This window comes from Xanthomonas sp. 60 (assembly GCF_011761925.1).
Genome location: NZ_JAASQW010000002.1, coordinates 118,293 through 136,057 on the forward strand (window position 1 = coordinate 118,293; position 17,765 = coordinate 136,057).

A 17,765-nucleotide genomic window follows, 5' to 3' on the forward strand; every position below is an offset into this window, starting at 1 on the left:
AGTCACAACTCAGGAAACGAATATTACACCAAACGCACAGGTTTGTGTCGATTTTCAGGAAATATGTGCAAAGGCCTGCTGGCACCACACCATGATCGGATTCCAGGCCAGACCCAGCGCCAGCAGCCCGATCGCATTCACGCCCAGCACCACGCCAAGCACACGGTCGTTGTTGCGCGGCAGCGGCTCGCCGACCGGCTCGTCGAAATACATCACCTTGATGACACGCAGGTAGTAGAAGCAGCCCACCACCGCCGCCAGCACACCCAGGATGGCCAGCCACAGCATGTCGCCGTTGATCGCCGAGCGCAGCACCGCCAGCTTGGTCCAGAAGCCCAGGAACGGCGGGATACCGGCCAGCGAGGCCATGATGCACAGGATCAGGAATGCCATCCACGGATTACGGGCATTGAGACCCTTGTAGTCGTCGATGTTCTCCGCCTCGAAACCACCGCGCGACAGCGCGATGATCGCTGCGAAGGACGCCGTGGACATGATCGAATACGCCAGGGCATAGAACAGCGCCGCCGCGTAGCCCTCCGGACCACCGCCGGCCACGCCCATCAGCAGGAAGCCGATGTGGGAAACCGTGGAGTAGGCCAGCATGCGCTTGAGGTTGTGCTGGGCGATGGCCATCAGGTTGCCGATGACCAGCGACAGCGCGGCCAACGCACCGATCAGCAGCTTCCACTCGTCCGACAGCGGGCCCACGCCCACTTCCAGCAGGCGGTAGGCCATGCCGAATGCCGCCAGCTTCGGGGCCGAGCTCACGAACAGTGCCACCGGCGCAGGCGCACCCTGGTACACGTCCGGCAGCCACATGTGGAACGGTGCAGCGCCCAGCTTGAACGCCACGCCGGCGATCATGAACACGGTGCCGGTGAGCAGCAGCATGCGCTCGTCGGAATGCTCGATGGCCCCGTGGATGACGTCCAGGTGCAGCGAACCGGTCGCGCCGTAGATCAGCGACATGCCGTACAGCAGCAGGCCGGAGGCCAGCGACCCGAGCACGATGTACTTCATGGCGGCTTCCGACGCCAGCCCGTTGTCACGGTTGCTGGCCACCAGCGCGTAGGAGCACAGCGCCAGCAGTTCCAGGCCGAGGTAGACCATCAGCAGGCTGCCGGCGGACACCAGGATCATCATGCCGGCGGTGGCGAACAGCACCAGTACCGGGATTTCCCCCTGGAACAGGTTGCGCTCGCGCAGGTAGCTCCAGCCGTAGACCAGCGTGAGCCCACTGCAGAGCACGATGGCGATCTTCATGACATCGGCCGCGGTATCGCGGACGAACATGCCATGGAACACCTCCCCCTGCCCGCCCGTTCCGGTGGCCAGCATGACCAGCACGACGGTCAGCGCGGCGAGCGAGAACAGATGGGTGACGAGCTTGTTCCGGTTGCTGACGAACAGGTCGAGGATCATCAGGGCGAAGGCACAGCCGACCAGCACCAGCTCGGGAGCGAGCGGCGGCAGGTCAGCGGCGGTCAGGGGCAGCAGCGGCGAGGTGGTCATTGTCAAATCCTGGAATCAGTGCGCTCGTGGGCCCGCTCAGAGCAGCTTGCTGGATGCGATCTGCATGGCCAGCTTCGCGATGGAGGGCTCCATCAGGTCGGTCAGCGGCTTCGGGTAGATGCCCAGGGCGAGCACGCCCACGGCAAACACACCCAAGACCAGCCATTCGCGCCCGTTGATGTCCTTGAGTTCGGCGACGTGGGCATTGGCCACCTCGCCGAAGAAGATGCGCTTGTACAGCCACAGCGTGTAGGCCGCACCAATGATCAGCGTGGTCGTCGCTCCCAGGGCGATCCACGGATTGCGCTGGAACGAGGCCATGATGACCATGAACTCACCCACGAACCCGGAGGTACCCGGCAGGCCGGCATTGGCCATGAAGAACAGCATGGCAAAGGTGGCGAACCACGGCATGACGTTGACCACGCCGCCGTAATCGGCAATCCGGCGGCTGTGCATGCGGTCGTACAGAACGCCGACGCAGGAGAACATCGCACCGGAAACGAAACCGTGCGAGATCATCTGCACCATCGCGCCCTGCAGGCCCAGACGGGCGGCGTCGACGTTGCCGGCCTCACGCACCAGCCACAGCGCGATGAAGGTACCGAGGGTGACAAAGCCCATGTGCGCGATCGACGAATAGGCGATCAGCTTCTTCATGTCGTCCTGCACCAGTGCGACCAGGCCCACGTAGATCACGGCGATCAAGGACAGCGCGATCACCAGCCAGGCCCATTCCTGCGAGGCGTCCGGCACGATCGGCAGGTTGAAGCGGAGGAAGCCGTAGCCACCGATCTTCAGCGCGATGGCGGCCAGGATCACCGAACCGGCGGTCGGGGCCTCCACGTGGGCGTCCGGCAGCCAGGTATGCACCGGGAACATCGGGACCTTGACCGCGAATGCGATCAGGAACGCGAAGAAGATCCAGGTCTGTTCGGTGGCCGTCAGCTGCAGTGCGTACAGATCGGCCAGCTGGAAGCTGCCGCCCTTGATGTACAGGTACACCAGCGCCACCAGCATCAGCACCGAGCCGAGGAAGGTGTACAGGAAGAACTTCAGCGCGGCGTAGATGCGGCGCGGGCCGCCCCAGACACCGATGATCAGGAACATCGGGATCAGCATCGCTTCGAAGAACACGTAGAACAGCATCGCGTCGGTGGCGGCGAAGATGCCCACCGTGACGCCTTCCAGGATCAGGAAGGCGGCCACGTACTGGTTCACGCGCTTGTCGATCGCACTCCAGGCGCCGATCAGCGCCAAAACGCTGACCAGCGTGGTCAGGCAGATCAGCGCGATGGCGATGCCATCCACGCCGAGGTTGTAGCCGATGTCGTAGGCGGGGATCCACGGCAGGGTTTCAACGAACTGCAGCGCGTCGATCCCCGGGTCGTAGCCGGTGAGCAGCGGAAGGCTCAGGACGAAGGTCAGCAGCGCGACGCCCAGCGACGCCCAACGGGCGGTCTGCGCATCACGGAGAGCAAGGACCAGGGCACCGCCGATGATCGGCAGCCAGATGAGAATGCTGAGTAGTGGCCAGTTCGACACGTTCTTATTCCGTACAGGTCATCAACGCAGGTAGAGCATCAGCGCGCCCAGGAGGGCAATCAGGCCGATGATCATCGCGAAGGCGTAGTGATAGAGGAAACCGGACTGGGTACGACGCAGCACATTCGCTGCAACATCCGCACCACGTGCCACCAGGTTGACCGTGCCGTCGACGATGTTCGTGTCGATCCAGCGCGAGACCCGGCCCAGCTTGACGCCGCCACCGGCGAAACCGTCGATCCAGAGCTTGTCCATGCCGTACTTGTTCTCCAGCACCGAGACCACCGGCGCGAAGGTGCGGCGCGCCCGGCCCGAGAGGTCCGGCTTCCACAGGTAGAACAGCGCGGCAAGCAGGAACCCAGCAACGGTCAGGTAGAACGGCGCTGCTGTCATGCCGTGCAGCGCGAACGCGACCGGACCATGGAAGTGTTCGGTCAGGAAGCCCACGGTGTCCTTGGCCGGGTCGTAGAAGTCGACGATGCCGGTGAAGAAGTTCGTGGCCTGGCCCTTGATCGCGGCGACCGTGTGATGTCCGGCCCAGTCGGTACCGTGCAGCATCGGGCCGATGGCGAAGAAACCGATGGCGATCGACGGGATGGCCAGCAGGATCAGCGGCAGGGTCACCACCCACGGCGTCTCATGCGGTTCGTGCGCACCGTGGCCGTGGTGGCCATGGTCACCATGGGCTGCATGGCCGTCGGTGGTCACCGCGTGCGCATCGTGCGCGTGGGCGTCCGCCGCGTCCGCCGCGTGCGCCTCATGGCCGTGGCCGTGCTCGTCATGCACCACGTCACGGAAGCGCTCCTTGCCGTGGAAGGTCATGAACAGCAGGCGGAAGCTGTAGAAGCTGGTCACCAGCACGCCGCCCAGCACCGCCCAGTAGGCATAGGTTGCCACCCAGCTGCTGGACATGTGCGCATGGATCTCGGCGGCCTCGATGATCGCATCCTTCGAGTAGAAGCCGGAGAAGAACGGCGTGCCGACCAGGGCCAGGGTGCCGATCCACATGGTGATGAAGGTGATCGGCATGTACTTGCGCAGGCCGCCCATCTTGCGCATGTCCTGCTCGTGGTGCATCGCGATGATCACCGAGCCGGCACCCAGGAACAGCAGTGCCTTGAAGAAGGCATGGGTCATCAGGTGGAACACGGCGGCCGAGTACGCCGACACACCGAGCGCGACGGTCATGTAACCCAGCTGCGACAGCGTGGAATAGGCGACCACGCGCTTGATGTCGTTCTGCACGATGCCGATCAGGCCGGTGAAGAACGCCGTGGTCGCGCCGATGAACAGCACGAAGTTCAGCGCCGTCTGCGAGAGCTCGAACAGCGGCGACATGCGCGTGACCATGAAGATGCCGGCCGTGACCATCGTCGCGGCATGGATCAGCGCGGAGATGGGGGTCGGGCCCTCCATCGAGTCAGGCAGCCACACGTGCAGCGGCACCTGCGCGGACTTGCCCATGGCGCCGATGAACAGGCAGATGCAGATCACCGTGGCGCTGGCCCACACCACCGGTGCGTCGAGCACCTGCACGGTGGTGCCGAACAGGCTGAAGGAGCCGGACCAGACCTGGATGGCGCCATTGGCCAGCTGCGAATCCATGATCTTGGCGAACACGGTGGCGTAGTCGAGGGTGCCGAACACCCACAGCACGCCGCCGATGCCGAGCAGGAAGCCGAAGTCACCCACGCGGTTGACCAGGAAGGCCTTCATGTTGGCGAAGATCGCCGTCGGGCGCTTGAACCAGAAGCCGATCAGCAGGTACGACACCAGGCCCACCGCTTCCCAGCCGAAGAACAGCTGCAGGAAGTTGTTGCTCATCACCAGCGTGAGCATGGAGAAGGTGAACAGCGAGATGTAGCTGAAGAAGCGCTGGTAGCCCGGGTCTTCTTCCATGTAGCCGATGGTGTAGATGTGCACCAGCAGCGACACGAAGGTCACCACCACCATCATCATCGCGGTGAGCTTGTCGACCATGAAGCCGACGTGCGCCGCGTACTGGCCCACCTCGAAGAAGGTGTACAGGTTCTGGTTGAACGGCTGCGCGCCGCCCCACAGCAGCTGGTACAGCGTGAACATCGACAGTGCGCAGCTGACGGCCACGCCCAGGATAGTGATGGTCTGGGCACCGAGGCGCCCGACCTGACGACCGAACAGGCCGGCAATGATGCTGCCGAACAGCGGTGCGAGCACCACTGCGATCAACAGGCTCTTGGCGAGTGTGATTTCCATCGGTCAATCAGCCCTTCAACGAGTCGACTTCGCCGACATTGATCGTGCGACGTGTACGGAACAGGGTTACCAGGATGGCCAGGCCGATCGCGGCCTCGGCCGCGGCCACGGTGAGGATGAAGAAGACGAACAGCTGTCCGGCCGTGTCACCCAGCTCACGCGAGAACCCGACGAAATTGATGTTCACCGAAAGCAGCATCAGTTCGATGGACATCAGCAGCACGATGACGTTCTTCCGGTTGAGGAAGATGCCGGCCAGGCTGATGCAGAACAGCACCGCCCCCAGCGCCAGAATGTGGCCCAACGTGATCATGGCTTGGCCTCCTCGCCTGCGGCCGGTGCATCGACCGATGCCTTGCTGTTGCTGTGCACGAACGGCTGGTCCACGCTCATCTTGACCACGCGCAGGCGGTCGGTGGCCTTGACCATGGTCTGCTCGCCCGGGTTCTGCGTCTTCAGGCCGGTACGGTGGCGCAGGGTCAGCATGACCGCGGCGATGACCGCAACGGTCAGGATCACGGCGGCGAACTCGAACGGCAGCAGGTATTCGGTGAACAGGCTGCGCGCCAGCCAGGTGATGTTGGAGCTGTCAGCGGCCACCGCCGCGGCGTTGTCCGCCGGGAAGGGCGTGACTGCCCTGCCCTTCACCCCGATCAGCGTGACCATCTGCACCAGCATGACCACCGCCACGACCAGCCCGAGCGGAAGGTAGCGCACCCACCCCTGGCGCAGGTTGCTGGCATCGATGTCCAGCATCATCACCACGAACAGGAACAGCACCATCACTGCGCCGACGTAGACCAGCACCAGCGCGACGCCGAGGAACTCGGCACCCACCAGCAGCCAGACGCAGGCGATGGAGAAGAAGGTCAGCACCAGGCACAGCACGGCATTGACCGGGTTGCGCACCGTGATCACCGCCGCAGCCGAGATACAGGCCACCGTAGCGAACACCCAGAAAGCGATATTTACCCAATCCATGTCTCGACCTCAGCGGTAAGCGGCATCAGCGGCGCGGCGCTCGGCGATCTCGGACTCAAGCCGATCTCCCAGGGCCAGCAGCTGCGGCTTGGTAACGATGTTCTCGCCACGATTCTCGAAGTGGTACTCGAGGATGTGGGTCTCGACGATGGAGTCCACCGGGCAGCTTTCTTCGCAGAAGCCGCAGAAGATGCACTTGAACAGATCGATGTCGTAACGCGTGGTGCGGCGGGTGCCGTCCTCGCGCTTGGCCGAATCGATGGTGATGGCCAGCGCCGGGCAGACCGCCTCGCAGAGCTTGCAGGCGATGCAGCGCTCTTCACCGTTGGGATAACGGCGCAGGGCGTGCAGGCCGCGGAAGCGCGGGGACTGCGGGAACTTCTCCATCGGGTACATCAAGGTGTACTTCGGCTTGAAGCTGTACTTGAGCGTGAGCCAGAGGCCGGCCAGCAGCTCGAGCAACAGCAGGCTCTTGAAGTAATGGGTAATTCTGTTCATTACGTTAGACGCCCTTTTGAATCACGCCGAAGAACACCATGACGGCGGTGACCGCGATCCAGAAAATGGTCAGCGGGATGAAGACTTTCCAGCCCAGCCGCATGATCTGGTCATACCGGAAGCGCGGGAAGCTGGCGCGGAACCAGATGTACGCGCTGGCGAAGAAGAACACCTTGACGAACAGCCACGGCCAGCCGCCCAGCCAGATCCAGTCCACGAACGGGGAGATCTCGCCCGGATTGACCCAGCCCTGGATCGGGCTCAGCCAGCCACCGAGGAAGAAGATCGAGATCAGGAAGCTGATCAGGATCATGTTCGCGTATTCGGCCAGGAAGAACAGGGCGAAGGCACCACCGGAATACTCGACCATGTGGCCGGCGACGATTTCCGATTCACCTTCCACGACGTCGAACGGCGCGCGGTTGGTTTCGGCCACGCCGGACACCCAGTACACGATGAACAGCGGGAACAGCGGGATCAGGAACCAGTCGAAGAAGCCCGAATTGCCGGCCTGCGCCAGCACGATGTTGCTCAGGTTCAGGCTGCCCGACGCGATCATCACGCCGACCAGGGCGAAGCCCATCGCGATTTCGTAGCTGATCATCTGCGCCGAGGCGCGCATGGCGCCGAGGAACGCGTACTTCGAGTTGGATGCCCAGCCGGCGAGGATGATGCCGTAGATGCCGAGCGAGGTCATCGCCAGCAGGTACAGCAGGCCGGCATTGGCGTTGGACAGCACCAGCTGCGCGTCGAAGGGCACCACCGACCACGCCGCGAACGCGGGTGCGAGGGTGATCAGGGGTGCCAGCACGAACATCACCTTGTGCGCGTTGGCCGGCTGCAGCACTTCCTTGAACAGCAGTTTGAAGACGTCGGCGAAGGCCTGGAAGATGCCCATGCCCACGTACATCGGGCCATGGCGGACGTGCATCCAGCCGATCAGCTTGCGCTCCCAGACCACGTAGAACGCCACCGAGATGATCACCGGCAGGGTGATCACCAGGATCTTCAGGATGATCCAGAGCAGCGCACCGATTTCACCCAGGCCAAGCAGCCACTGGTGCAGCGGATCCACCGCATTGATCAGCAATTCGTTCATGCAGCCACCACCGTTACACGAGCCGCACCCAGCGGTGCGGTTGCACCGTGGCCCGACTCAATCCAGACCGAACCCGCGGCGACACGGGCATCGACAACCACCGGCAGCGTGGCGCGCCCGGCATCGGTACCGACCTTGGCCATCTGCCCTTCCTGCAGCTGCAGGCGGGCGGCGTCCTCGGCGTTGAGCACGATGCGCGGCGCGGTGTTCAGCGGATGGGCCTGCAGCGCCGGGGCGCGACGGACGACCGCATCGGTGCGGTAGATCGCCGCCGTGGAGGCGACTTCCAGACCGTCCTGTGCCACGGCCGCAGCCGGCGACGAAGACACGGAAACGCTTACCGGGGCCAGGCTGGCACGCAGGCCGGCCAGATCGGTGAATTCGAAACCGGCCACGGCCAGGTCACCACCGAGTGCACGCAGCACGCGCCAGCCCTCGCGGGCCTCGCCCGGCAGCTTGCCGCCGGCGCGCGCCGACTGCTCGCGGCCATCGAGATTGGTCAGCGTGGCGTCCACTTCCGGCAGGGCGCCGATCGGCAGGATCACATCGGCCACATCGCGGGTGGAGGTGCAGGCGAACTGGCTGAAGGCCACGACCTGGGCACCGGCGAGGGCCCTGCGCGCGGCAGGTGCATCGGCGAAGTCCAGACCCGGTTCGATGCCATAGATCACATACGCCTGGCGCGGCTGCGCGAGCATGGCCGCCACGTCCTTGCCGGCCGGCAGCACGCCGGCGCGGGACAGGCCGATGGCATTGGCACCCTGCGGGATACGGCACAGCTTCGCACCGGTGGCGGCCGCGAAATCACGTGCTGCCGCACGGATGGCGGCTGCCTGCGGATGGTTCTCGGCGATCCCGCCCACGATCAGCACGGTGTTGCCACCGCCCTGCACCGCTGAGCGCAGCTCGGCGTTGGCCAGTGCATCGGCGAATTTCGACGGTGCGACGATCTGCTTGCCGGCGATGCTGAAGGCGAAGTCGAAGTCCACCGGGTTGACGACGTGGATCTTCGTTCCCTTGCCGGTCTGCGCCTTGCGCAGGCGGGCATGCAGCAGCGGCAGCTCATGGCGCAGGTTGCTGCCGAGCACGACCACGTGGTCCGCGCCTTCGATATCGGCCAGCGGCAGGCCGAACACTTCAGCCGTGGCGGCATCGGAGAAATCGCGGTTGCCGATCCGGTGGTCGATGTGCGTCGAACCCAGGCCGGCGGCCAGGCGTGCCAGCAGCGCGCCCTCCTCGTTCGAGGTCGACGGGTGCACAAGCACGCCAAGGGCATCGCCGCGGTTCGCCTTGAGGATGTCCGAGGCGGCGGCCAGTGCTTCGGCCCAGGTCACTTCCTTCCACTCGCCGTTGACCTTGCGCATCGGCTTGACCGCACGGTCTTCGCTGTAGAGTCCCTGGTGCGAATAACGGTCACGGTCGGACAGCCAGCACTCGTTGACGCGCTCGTTGTCGCGCGGCACGGTGCGCAGCACTTCGCCACGACGCACGTGCAGGAACAGGTTCGAACCCATCGCATCGTGGTAGCCCAGCGACTCGCGCGCCTGCAGCTCCCACGGACGGGCACGGAACTGGAACACCTTGTTGGTCAGCGCGCCGACCGGGCACACGTCCACCACGTTGCCCGACAGCTCGGTGGTCAGCGGCTTGCCGTCGTACGTGCCGATCTGCAGGTTCTCGCCGCGGTACATGCCGCCCAGCTCGTAGGTGCCGGCCACGTCCGCGGTGAAGCGCACGCAGCGCGTGCACTGGATGCAGCGGGTCATCTCGGTGGCGACCAGCGGCCCCATGTCCTCGTCCACGACCACGCGCTTGCGCTCGTTGAAGCGGCTGACCGAACGGCCGTAGCCCAGCGAGACGTCCTGCAGTTCGCACTCACCGCCCTGATCGCAGACCGGGCAGTCCAGCGGATGGTTGATGAGCAGGAACTCCATCACCGAACGCTGGAACTTCAGCGCCTTCTCGCTGCGGGTGGCGACCTTCATGCCATCCATCACCGGGGTGGCGCACGCGGGCGCCGGCTTCGGCGACTTCTCCACGTCCACCAGGCACATGCGGCAGTTGGCGGCGATCGGCAGCTTCTCGTGGTAGCAGAAGCGCGGAATCGGGATGCCGGCCTTGTCGGCCGCCTGGATGATCATCGACCCCTTGGGGACCACCAGCGCCTTGCCATCGATCTCGATGGACACGTGCCCTTCGGGCACCACGGCCGGCGTCATGCCCGGGTTGTTGGGTTGCGCGCTCATGCGGCAGCAGCCTCCACCTTCTTGCCGTCAACCATCGAATGACCGTTGACGATGTAGTACTCGAATTCGTCCCAGAACTGGCGCAGGAACCCCTGGATGGGCCATGCCGCCGCTTCACCGAACGCGCAGATGGTGTGGCCTTCGATCTGGCCGGCTACCGTCTTCAGCTGGTGCAGGTCTTCCATCGTGGCCTTGCCGGCGACGATGCGCTCCAGCACGCGGTGCATCCAGCCGGTGCCTTCGCGGCACGGCGTGCACTGCCCGCAGGATTCCTTGTGGAAGAACTGGCTGATGCGGCAGGCGAACTTCACGCAGCACACGCTGTCATCGAGCACCACGATGGCGCCCGAACCCAGACCGGTGCCCAGGGCACGCAGGGTGTCGTAGTCCATCTGCAGGCCCTTGAGCTCTTCGGCCTTCAGCACCGGCATCGACACGCCGCCGGGGACCGCGCCCTTCAGCGTACGGCCCGGCTTCAGGCCACCGGCCATCTCCAGCAGTTCGTCGAAGGTGGTGCCCAGCGGCACCTCGAAATTGCCCCCCTTCTGCACGCAACCGGAGACCGAGAAGATCTTCGGGCCGCCGTTCTTGGTCAGCGACAGGCCGGCGAACCACTCCGGACCATTGCGGATGATCGCCGGCACCGACGCATAGGTTTCGGTGTTGTTGATGGTGCTGGGCTTGCCATACAGGCCGAAGTTCGCGGGGAACGGCGGCTTGTAGCGCGGCTGGCCCTTCTTGCCTTCCAGCGATTCCATCAGCGCGGTTTCTTCGCCGCAGATGTAGGCACCGGCGCCCAGCGCACCGTAGATGTCGATGTCCACGCCGCTGCCGAGGATGTTCTTGCCCAGCCAGCCGTTGGCGTACGCGTCGGCCAGGGCCTGCTCGAAGTTCTCGAACGGCTCGTGGTGGAACTCGCCGCGCAGGTAGTTGTAACCCACGGTCGATCCGGTGGCGTAGCAGGCGATCGCCATGCCCTCCACCACCGAATGCGGGTTGTAGCGCAGGATGTCGCGGTCCTTGCAGGTTCCCGGCTCGGATTCATCCGAGTTGCACAGGATGTACTTCTGCATGGGGCCCTTGGGCATGAACGACCACTTCAGGCCGGTCGGGAAGCCTGCGCCGCCGCGGCCACGCAGGTTGGACTGCTTGACCATCTCGATGACCTGCTCCGGCGAGATCTTCTCTTCGAGGATCTTGCGCAGCGCGGCGTAACCACCGGTCTTCAGGTAGTTCTCGTACGACCACGGCGTGTCGTAGTGCAGCGTGGTGTAGACGACCTGGTGCGGCAGCGGTGCAGGACCGACCGGACCGGTGGGTGCGTGATGATGTGCCATGGCTTACTCCAACCCGTCCAGCAGCTCGTCGACTTTCTCGACGGTCAGGCGCTCGTGGTAATGGCCGTTGATGACCATCATCGGGGCACCGGCACAACCGGCCAGGCATTCTTCTTCGCGCTTGAGGTAAATGCGGCCGTCGGCGGTGGACTGGCCGGTCCTGCAACCGAGTTTCTTCTCGGCATGCGCGACCAGGTCCTCGGCGCCGTTCAACCAGCAGCTGATGTTGGTGCAGAACGCCACGTTGTGGCGGCCGACCTTTTCCAGCTCGAACATCGAGTAGAAGCTGGCGACCTCATAGGCCCACACCGGCGGCAGGTCCAGGTACCTGGCGACCCCTGCGATCAGTTCGTCGGTCAGCCAGCCGCCATTCTGTTCCTGCGCGGCATGCAGCCCCTGCAGCACCGCCGAGCGCTTGCGGTCCGGCGGGAACTTGGACAGCCAGTGATCGATGTGAGCACGGGTCTTGTCGCTCAGCACCACCATCGGGTCGACGTCGCGCGCCGCCTCGAAATTACCTGTCGCCTTCATCGGCCGACCTCAGCGAAATACATGAGTTGAGACTCCAGATGACGCGGCGCCGGCTTGCGCCGGCTGCCTGCGGTCAGTGTTGGAAGGACGCCCGGCATTACCGGTCCACCTCTCCGAACACCAGGTCGTAAGTACCGATCATCGCGACGACGTCGGCCAGCATATGGCCACGCACCACGGTATCGATGGAGGAAAGGTGGGCGAAGCCCGGCGCACGCAGGTGCACGCGGAACGGCTTGTTGGCACCGTCGGACATCAGGTAGCAGCCGAACTCGCCCTTGGGCGCCTCGACGGCGGCGTAGGTCTCGCCGGCCGGCACGCAGTAGCCTTCACTGAACAGCTTGAAGTGATGGATCAGCGCTTCCATGTCGTCCTTCATCGCCTCGCGGCTCGGCGGAGCGACCTTGAAGTTGTCGACGATCACCGGACCGGGATTGGCACGCAGCCAGGCCACGCACTGCTTGATGATGCGGTTCGATTCGCGCATCTCCGCCACGCGGCACAGGTAACGGTCGTAGCAGTCGCCTTCCTTGCCCAGCGGAATGTCGAAGTCCACGGCATCGTACTTGGCGTACGGGCGCTTCTTGCGCAGGTCCCACGCAACGCCGGAACCGCGCAGCATCACGCCGGTCATGCCCCAGGCGTTGGCCAGCTCCGGCGTCACCACGCCGATGCCCACGGTCCGCTGTTTCCAGATGCGGTTGTCGGTCAGCAGGGTCTCGTATTCGTCGACACGGCCCGGGAATTCGTTGGTGAAGTTCTCGATGAAATCCAGCAGCGAACCTTCGCGCGAAGCATTCAGCTGCTTGAGCGCCTTGCCCTTGTGCCAGCGCGATTCCTTGTACTTGGGCATGTGATCGGGCAGGTCGCGGTACACGCCGCCGGGACGGTAGTAGGCCGCATGCATGCGCGCGCCGGAGACCGCTTCATAGCAGTCCATCAGCTCTTCGCGCTCGCGGAAGGCATACAGCATCACCGCCATCGCACCCAGATCGAGTGCGTTGGAGCCCAGCCACATCAGATGGTTCAGGATGCGGGTGATTTCATCGAACATCGTGCGGATGTACTGCGCACGCTCCGGCGCCTCGATACCCATCAGGGTCTCGATCGCACGCACGTAGGCGTGCTCGTTGCACATCATCGACACGTAATCAAGGCGGTCCATGTAACCGATGGACTGGTTGAACGGCTTCGATTCAGCGAGCTTTTCGGTGCCCCGGTGCAGCAGGCCCACGTGCGGGTCGGCACGCATGATGGTTTCGCCGTCCATTTCCAGGATCAGGCGCAGCACACCGTGCGCGGCCGGATGCTGCGGGCCGAAATTCATCGTGTAGTTGCGGATTTCCTGCCGGCTCTCCGCCACGTTGCTGGCGAAACCTTCGTGCGCTTGATGGAACTGGCTCACTTCACTGCCTCCTGCGTCCGCTCGCCTGCAGCGGTCTGCAGATGGGCGTCGTCACGGATCACGCGGGGCACGCCGACACGCGGCTCCACCGAGGTGACCGGTTCATACACAACACGCTTCTTCTCTTCGTCGTAGCGCACTTCGACGTTGCCGATCAGCGGGAAATCCTTGCGGAACGGATGGCCCACGAAACCATAGTCGGTCAGGATCCGGCGCAGGTCCGGGTGCCCTTCGAAGATCACGCCGAACAGATCGAACGCTTCGCGCTCGAACCAGTTCAGGCCCGGCCAGATGTCGGTGAGCGAGGCAACCATCGGCAGCCCCTCGCCCGGCGCGAAGCAGCGCAGGTGGAGCATCAGGTTGTGCTGCAGCGAACGCAGCTGGGCCACCACGGCGAAGCGCTCACGCGGCACCCCCTGCGGGCGCGCACCGGAAGCAGCTTCCTCGCTCGGGAATTCGCCCCAGGAGAAACGGCCCACGGCCTTGCCTTCCACGCCACGGCTGAAGCCCTGCGAGGAGACATCGGAGGTGTCCCATTCGTCCGAGCCGTAGCCCAGGTAGTCCACGCCGCACAGGTCGACCGCCTGCTCGAACTGGAATTCGTCACGCAACGCGCGCGCGGTGGCGTGCCACTCGGCGGCAGGCACTTCCAGCGTCACTTCGCCGCGGGGTTCGACCACGATGACTTTCGCGCCAGCGAAACGTGCGGAAAGTCGGTCGATGAAGGATGCTTGCTCTGCCATGGGGGCTTGGCGCGCTCTCGAAAGGAGTAAGGGTCAGCGGGCGATGGTCTGCGTACGCCAGATCTTCTTCTGCAGCTGCAGGATCCCGTACACCAGCGCCTCGGCGGTCGGCGGGCAGCCCGGGACGTAGATGTCCACCGGCACCACGCGGTCGCAGCCGCGGACCACCGAATACGAATAATGGTAATAACCGCCGCCGTTGGCGCAGCTGCCCATGGAGATGACCCACTTCGGGTCCGGCATCTGGTCGTAGACCTTGCGCAGCGCCGGGGCCATCTTGTTCACCAGGGTACCGGCCACGATCATCACGTCGGACTGGCGCGGCGAAGGACGGAACACCACGCCGTAACGGTCCAGGTCCAGGCGCGCGGCACCGGCGTGCATCATTTCCACGGCGCAACAGGCCAGGCCGAAGGTCATCGGCCACATGGAGCCGGTGCGGGCCCAGTTGAGCAGCGCGTCGACACTGGTGGTGACATAGCCCTTTTCCAGCAGCGGATTATCACCGGCTGGCCGCAGGATGTCGTCAACCCGCCCTTCGGGGGTGGGGTTGTTCATCAGGCCGTCGAGAGTTTGGATCACTCCCATTCCAGCGCTCCCTTCTTCCAGACGTAAATGAAGCCGAGGAACAGCATGCCGACGAACAGACCCATGGTGACCAGCGAACGGGCGCCGAGCTCCATGAAAACCTGCGTCCAGGGCACGATGAAGATGATTTCCAGGTCGAAGACGATGAACTGGATGGCGATCAGGTAGTAGCGCACGTCGAACTTCATGCGTGCGTCTTCGAACGCTTCGAAGCCGCACTCGTACGGCGACAGCTTCTCTAGATCGGGCCGGCGCGGACCGAGGAATCGGCCGATCAGCATCAGCGAGATGCCGATGCCCGTGGCGACGATCAGAAACAGCAGAGACGGCAAATATTCGGCCAGCACAGCGATTCTCTCTTGCCTCTGCCGCCGCGCCTGCAGGCGCTTTGGCATGGGGGAGTGGACGGGTAACGGTCTCTGGCGCCGAGCGCGCCAGACATACCCGCTTTACTTACTAAATGGTGCCCAAGAGGGGACTCGAACCCCTACGACCTAAGTCGCTACCACCTCAAGGTAGTGCGTCTACCAATTCCGCCACCTGGGCTTGCGTCAGCGCCGGAGGTAACCCGGCGCGCTGCGTATTGTAACCGTCTTCAGTCTTTCTGGGAGCCTTCGGACTGCTTTTCTTGACCAGAATTTTTACTTTCCGCCTGAGCCGGCACAGTCGCGGCCGGAACCGGCTGCTGCACCGGGGCCTGGGTGGCCGGCGGGACGGTTGCGGCGTCGGCCGCGGGCACTGCCGGGGCCGTTGCCGCCGGCACGGACATCAGGCCCAGATCCTGCTGCGAGGCCGGCCGGGTGCCATGGCCGGCGTACCAGGCCATGAACAGGCTGATGCCGAAAAACACCACGGCCAGCCACTTCGTCGACTTGGACAGGAAGTTGGACGCGCCGCGCGCGCCGAAAACCGAGCCCGAGGCACCGGCACCAAAGCCCGAGCCGGCGGCTGCGCCGGAACCACGCTGCATCAGGACCAGCGCGATCATGGCAATGGCCACCAGCACGTAAACGACATTGAGGATCAACATCAGCATCTGGGAATCCGTCCTCGGACAGTAGTGCTTGAATCAGGTTGCAGCCGCCGCCTGGGCGATGGCCAGAAAATCGGTGGCGACCAACGAGGCGCCTCCCACCAGCCCGCCGTCGACGTCCGGCTGCGCGAACAGTTCGGCGGCGTTGTCGGGCTTCACGCTGCCGCCGTAAAGGATGGGCAGTGAATCCGCAATTCTAGCATCCACCTTGGCCACTTCGCCACGGATGAAAGCATGGACGTCCTGTGCCTGCTCCTTGCTGGCCGTGCGGCCGGTGCCGATGGCCCAGACCGGCTCGTAGGCCACCACGGCGTTGGCGAAGCCCTGCCCGCCCACCTGCGCCAGCACCGGGGCCAGCTGGCTGGCGATCACCGCCTCGGTCTGGCCGTTCTCGCGCTGCTCCAGGGTCTCGCCGACGCAGAGGATGGGGATCAGGCCGGCATGCAGCGCGGCGGCGAACTTGCGTGCCACCAGCGCACTGCTCTCATGGTGGTACTGGCGACGCTCGGAGTGGCCCACCAGCCCGTACCGGGCGCCGACTTCATGCAGCATGGCCGCGGAGACTTCGCCGGTGTAGGCACCCTTCTCGTTGCTGCTGACGTCCTGCGCGCCGAAGGTCACGGCCGTGTCGGCGAAGTCGTCGACCAGTTCACCCAGGTACGGCAGGGGGGGCAGGATGACCAGCTCCACGCCGGCGCCGGGGGCGCCGTTGGCGATATCGGTGACCAGGGAGACCGCGAATTCGCGGGTGCCGTGCAGTTTCCAGTTTCCGGCAACGATCTTGCGGCGCATGGGTGGCTCCGTTTCGTATCAGCCGGACATGATAACGAATGAAATCATCGGTCGTTGGACCGTAACCGGTTACAGACAGAAACAGCGCAGCGTCGGAGCGCTGCGCTGTCGATGCGGTCCGGCCAGGCGGCCGCTGGCGTGCGGCGCAGCCGGCCTTACTTGAGCTTGATCTCGCGCAGGCGCTCTTCGAGGAAGCCGTGGGCGGTGATCGCCTCCGGGTACCGGCTCGGGTTTTCTTCCGAGACGCACGAAGGCAGCACATCGATCAGGAAATCCGGGTTCGGGTGCAGGAAGAACGGCACCGAGTACCGCGGCTGGCGCGCCAGCTCACCCGGCGGATTGACCACGCGGTGGATCGTCGACGGATACACGTGGTTGGTCAGCCGCTGCAGCATGTCACCGATGTTGACCACGATGGTGTCCGCATCCGAGGTGAACGGCACCCACTCACCCTCGCGCGACTGCACTTCCAGGCCCGCCGCGCTCGCGCCGACCAGCAGGGTGATGAAGTTGATGTCGCCGTGCGCGCCGGCGCGCACGTTCGGGATGGCATCGGTGGTGATCGGCGGGTAATGGATCGGACGCAGGATGGAATTGCCGAAGTTGGTCTTGTCGGCGAAGAAATCCTGCGGCAGCCCGATGTGCAGCGCCAGCGCCGAGAGCACCCGCGAGCCCAGGTTGTCCAACGCCTGGTACAGGGCGTACCCGCGCTCGCGGAAGCCGTCGACCTCCGACGGCCACAGGTTCGGCGGCATCACTTCGCGGTACTTCGAATCGTCCGGAATCTCACGGCCGATATGCCAGAACTCCTTCAGATCGAAATGCTTGGACCCTTTGGCCGTTTCCACGCCGAACGGCGTGTAGCCGCGCGCGCCGCCGCCGCCGGCCACGTGGTACTGGCGCTTGACCTCGTCAGGCAGGGCGAAGAACGCCTTGAACACGTCGTAAGCGGCGTCGATGTCCGACTGCGGGATGCCGTGGTTGCGGATGCCGGCAAAGCCCCACTGGCGGTAGGCCGCGCCCAGCTCGGCCACGAAGGCCTCGCGGTCGCTGTCGAAACGGGTGATGTCGAGGGTGGGGATCTGGCTCACAACGGTTCCTGGGTGATCGGTTGAAAAGCGTGGACCGGCCTGCAGTCCAACGCGCATTGTGACAGATCGACCGTGCGCCGCCAGCGACACGTCGACACGGACGGCTACAATGCGCGCCTTCGCGCC

The 17,765-nt window shown here is 64.6% G+C and carries 17 protein-coding genes and 1 tRNA gene; all 18 read right to left on the reverse strand.

Annotated elements, in window-relative coordinates; translation table 11 throughout:
• Positions 1 to 54 precede the first annotated feature (54 nt).
• Positions 55 to 1,515 (reverse strand): NADH-quinone oxidoreductase subunit NuoN, encoded by a 1,461-nt coding sequence (nuoN, locus tag FHY09_RS04445; protein WP_166924582.1) that lies wholly within the window; start codon positions 1,513 to 1,515, stop codon positions 55 to 57.
• Positions 1,516 to 1,551: 36 nt separating this feature from the next.
• The gene (locus FHY09_RS04450; RefSeq protein ID WP_166924584.1) at positions 1,552 to 3,060 is read right to left on the reverse strand and encodes an NADH-quinone oxidoreductase subunit M; all 1,509 of its coding nucleotides are present in this window, start codon (positions 3,058 to 3,060) and stop codon (positions 1,552 to 1,554) included.
• A gap of 21 nt (positions 3,061 to 3,081) precedes the next feature.
• On the reverse strand, positions 3,082 to 5,295 hold the full coding sequence (gene nuoL, locus FHY09_RS04455) for an NADH-quinone oxidoreductase subunit L (RefSeq protein ID WP_166924586.1): 2,214 nt from the start codon (positions 5,293 to 5,295) through the stop codon (positions 3,082 to 3,084).
• Positions 5,296 to 5,302: 7 nt separating this feature from the next.
• Positions 5,303 to 5,608 carry an NADH-quinone oxidoreductase subunit NuoK gene (nuoK, locus tag FHY09_RS04460; RefSeq protein ID WP_042614969.1) on the reverse strand — a complete coding sequence of 102 codons (306 nt, stop codon included), beginning with the start codon at positions 5,606 to 5,608 and terminating at the stop codon, positions 5,303 to 5,305.
• Positions 5,605 to 6,276, reverse strand: a complete 672-nt coding sequence (locus tag FHY09_RS04465) for an NADH-quinone oxidoreductase subunit J (protein ID WP_166924588.1) — start codon at positions 6,274 to 6,276, stop codon at positions 5,605 to 5,607. The genes nuoK and FHY09_RS04465 overlap by 4 nt, the downstream gene beginning before the upstream one ends.
• A gap of 9 nt (positions 6,277 to 6,285) precedes the next feature.
• Entirely contained in the window at positions 6,286 to 6,774 is a 489-nt protein-coding gene (gene nuoI / locus FHY09_RS04470) for an NADH-quinone oxidoreductase subunit NuoI (RefSeq protein WP_166924590.1), read from the reverse strand.
• 4 nt (positions 6,775 to 6,778) lie between these two features.
• A complete protein-coding gene (gene nuoH, locus FHY09_RS04475) occupies positions 6,779 to 7,873 on the reverse strand; it encodes an NADH-quinone oxidoreductase subunit NuoH (protein ID WP_166924592.1) in 1,095 nt (364 codons plus the stop codon).
• Positions 7,870 to 10,119 carry an NADH-quinone oxidoreductase subunit NuoG gene (nuoG, locus tag FHY09_RS04480; protein ID WP_166924594.1) on the reverse strand — a complete coding sequence of 750 codons (2,250 nt, stop codon included), beginning with the start codon at positions 10,117 to 10,119 and terminating at the stop codon, positions 7,870 to 7,872. Before nuoG ends, nuoH begins: the two co-directional genes overlap by 4 nt.
• Positions 10,116 to 11,456: an NADH-quinone oxidoreductase subunit NuoF gene (nuoF, locus tag FHY09_RS04485; RefSeq protein ID WP_166924615.1), complete on the reverse strand. Its 1,341-nt coding sequence runs from the start codon at positions 11,454 to 11,456 to the stop codon at positions 10,116 to 10,118. The genes nuoG and nuoF overlap by 4 nt, the downstream gene beginning before the upstream one ends.
• 3 nt (positions 11,457 to 11,459) lie before the next feature.
• Positions 11,460 to 11,987 (reverse strand): NADH-quinone oxidoreductase subunit NuoE, encoded by a 528-nt coding sequence (gene nuoE, locus FHY09_RS04490; RefSeq protein ID WP_166924619.1) that lies wholly within the window; start codon positions 11,985 to 11,987, stop codon positions 11,460 to 11,462.
• A 97-nt stretch (positions 11,988 to 12,084) separates the two neighbouring features.
• Positions 12,085 to 13,392: an NADH-quinone oxidoreductase subunit D gene (locus FHY09_RS04495; protein WP_166924621.1), complete on the reverse strand. Its 1,308-nt coding sequence runs from the start codon at positions 13,390 to 13,392 to the stop codon at positions 12,085 to 12,087.
• Positions 13,389 to 14,135, reverse strand: coding sequence for an NADH-quinone oxidoreductase subunit C (locus FHY09_RS04500; RefSeq protein ID WP_166924624.1), 747 nt, complete (start codon positions 14,133 to 14,135; stop codon positions 13,389 to 13,391). The genes FHY09_RS04495 and FHY09_RS04500 overlap by 4 nt, the downstream gene beginning before the upstream one ends.
• Positions 14,136 to 14,168: 33 nt before the next feature.
• The gene (locus FHY09_RS04505) at positions 14,169 to 14,723 is read right to left on the reverse strand and encodes a NuoB/complex I 20 kDa subunit family protein (protein ID WP_042614961.1); all 555 of its coding nucleotides are present in this window, start codon (positions 14,721 to 14,723) and stop codon (positions 14,169 to 14,171) included.
• Positions 14,714 to 15,070, reverse strand: a complete 357-nt coding sequence (locus FHY09_RS04510) for an NADH-quinone oxidoreductase subunit A (protein WP_166925495.1) — start codon at positions 15,068 to 15,070, stop codon at positions 14,714 to 14,716. The genes FHY09_RS04505 and FHY09_RS04510 overlap by 10 nt, the downstream gene beginning before the upstream one ends.
• A 114-nt stretch (positions 15,071 to 15,184) precedes the next feature.
• A tRNA-Leu gene (locus FHY09_RS04515) sits at positions 15,185 to 15,269 on the reverse strand.
• Between the two features lie 49 nt (positions 15,270 to 15,318).
• Entirely contained in the window at positions 15,319 to 15,759 is a 441-nt protein-coding gene (secG, locus tag FHY09_RS04520) for a preprotein translocase subunit SecG (RefSeq protein WP_166924626.1), read from the reverse strand.
• 33 nt (positions 15,760 to 15,792) lie between these two features.
• On the reverse strand, positions 15,793 to 16,548 hold the full coding sequence (gene tpiA, locus FHY09_RS04525) for a triose-phosphate isomerase (RefSeq protein ID WP_166924629.1): 756 nt from the start codon (positions 16,546 to 16,548) through the stop codon (positions 15,793 to 15,795).
• A gap of 155 nt (positions 16,549 to 16,703) precedes the next feature.
• Entirely contained in the window at positions 16,704 to 17,696 is a 993-nt protein-coding gene (locus tag FHY09_RS04530) for an isopenicillin N synthase family oxygenase (protein WP_166924632.1), read from the reverse strand.
• Positions 17,697 to 17,765 lie beyond the last annotated feature (69 nt).